We start from the raw sequence: 381 nt of genomic DNA on the forward strand, positions 1-381 counted from the left end.
ATCCCTGTAAGCCATGTTTTGTACCACCCAACCGTTTCAGGCAAACGATCAGCTGGCAGTAATCATCTATCTCGAGAGTTTCCTCTCCCCCCACATTTCGTTCAATTCCATATGTGAAGCGCCCCTACCAAAAGTTTGGGTTGCCCGCTCGAGGGGTTTACCGCGTTCCACCGCCTAGGTTTCCCTAGGCGTATCGTCACTGTGGCACTTTTCAGGGATACTCAAGCATAGCCGAAGCCTTAGCCGTTTTTTCCCGCCGTAACGCTATTGCTAACGTCCCCCGGCTTATTTTTTCACCGAGCACGAACACTACAGGCATCGCAGCCTGTGCGAGCATGGACTTTCCTCAGCCGACATAAGCCGACCGCGATTACTCAGGAT

The 381-nt window shown here is 52.5% G+C and carries 1 other RNA gene; it reads right to left on the minus strand.

Going from position 1 to position 381, the window contains the following annotated elements:
* Positions 1 to 2: 2 nt before the first annotated feature.
* An RNA gene (gene rnpB, locus HL666_RS33865) (RNase P RNA component class B) lies at positions 3 to 381 on the minus strand.

It is taken from the genome of Bradyrhizobium aeschynomenes, from assembly GCF_013178945.1.
In the GTDB taxonomy this organism is placed as follows: Bacteria; Pseudomonadota; Alphaproteobacteria; order Rhizobiales; family Xanthobacteraceae; genus Bradyrhizobium; species Bradyrhizobium aeschynomenes.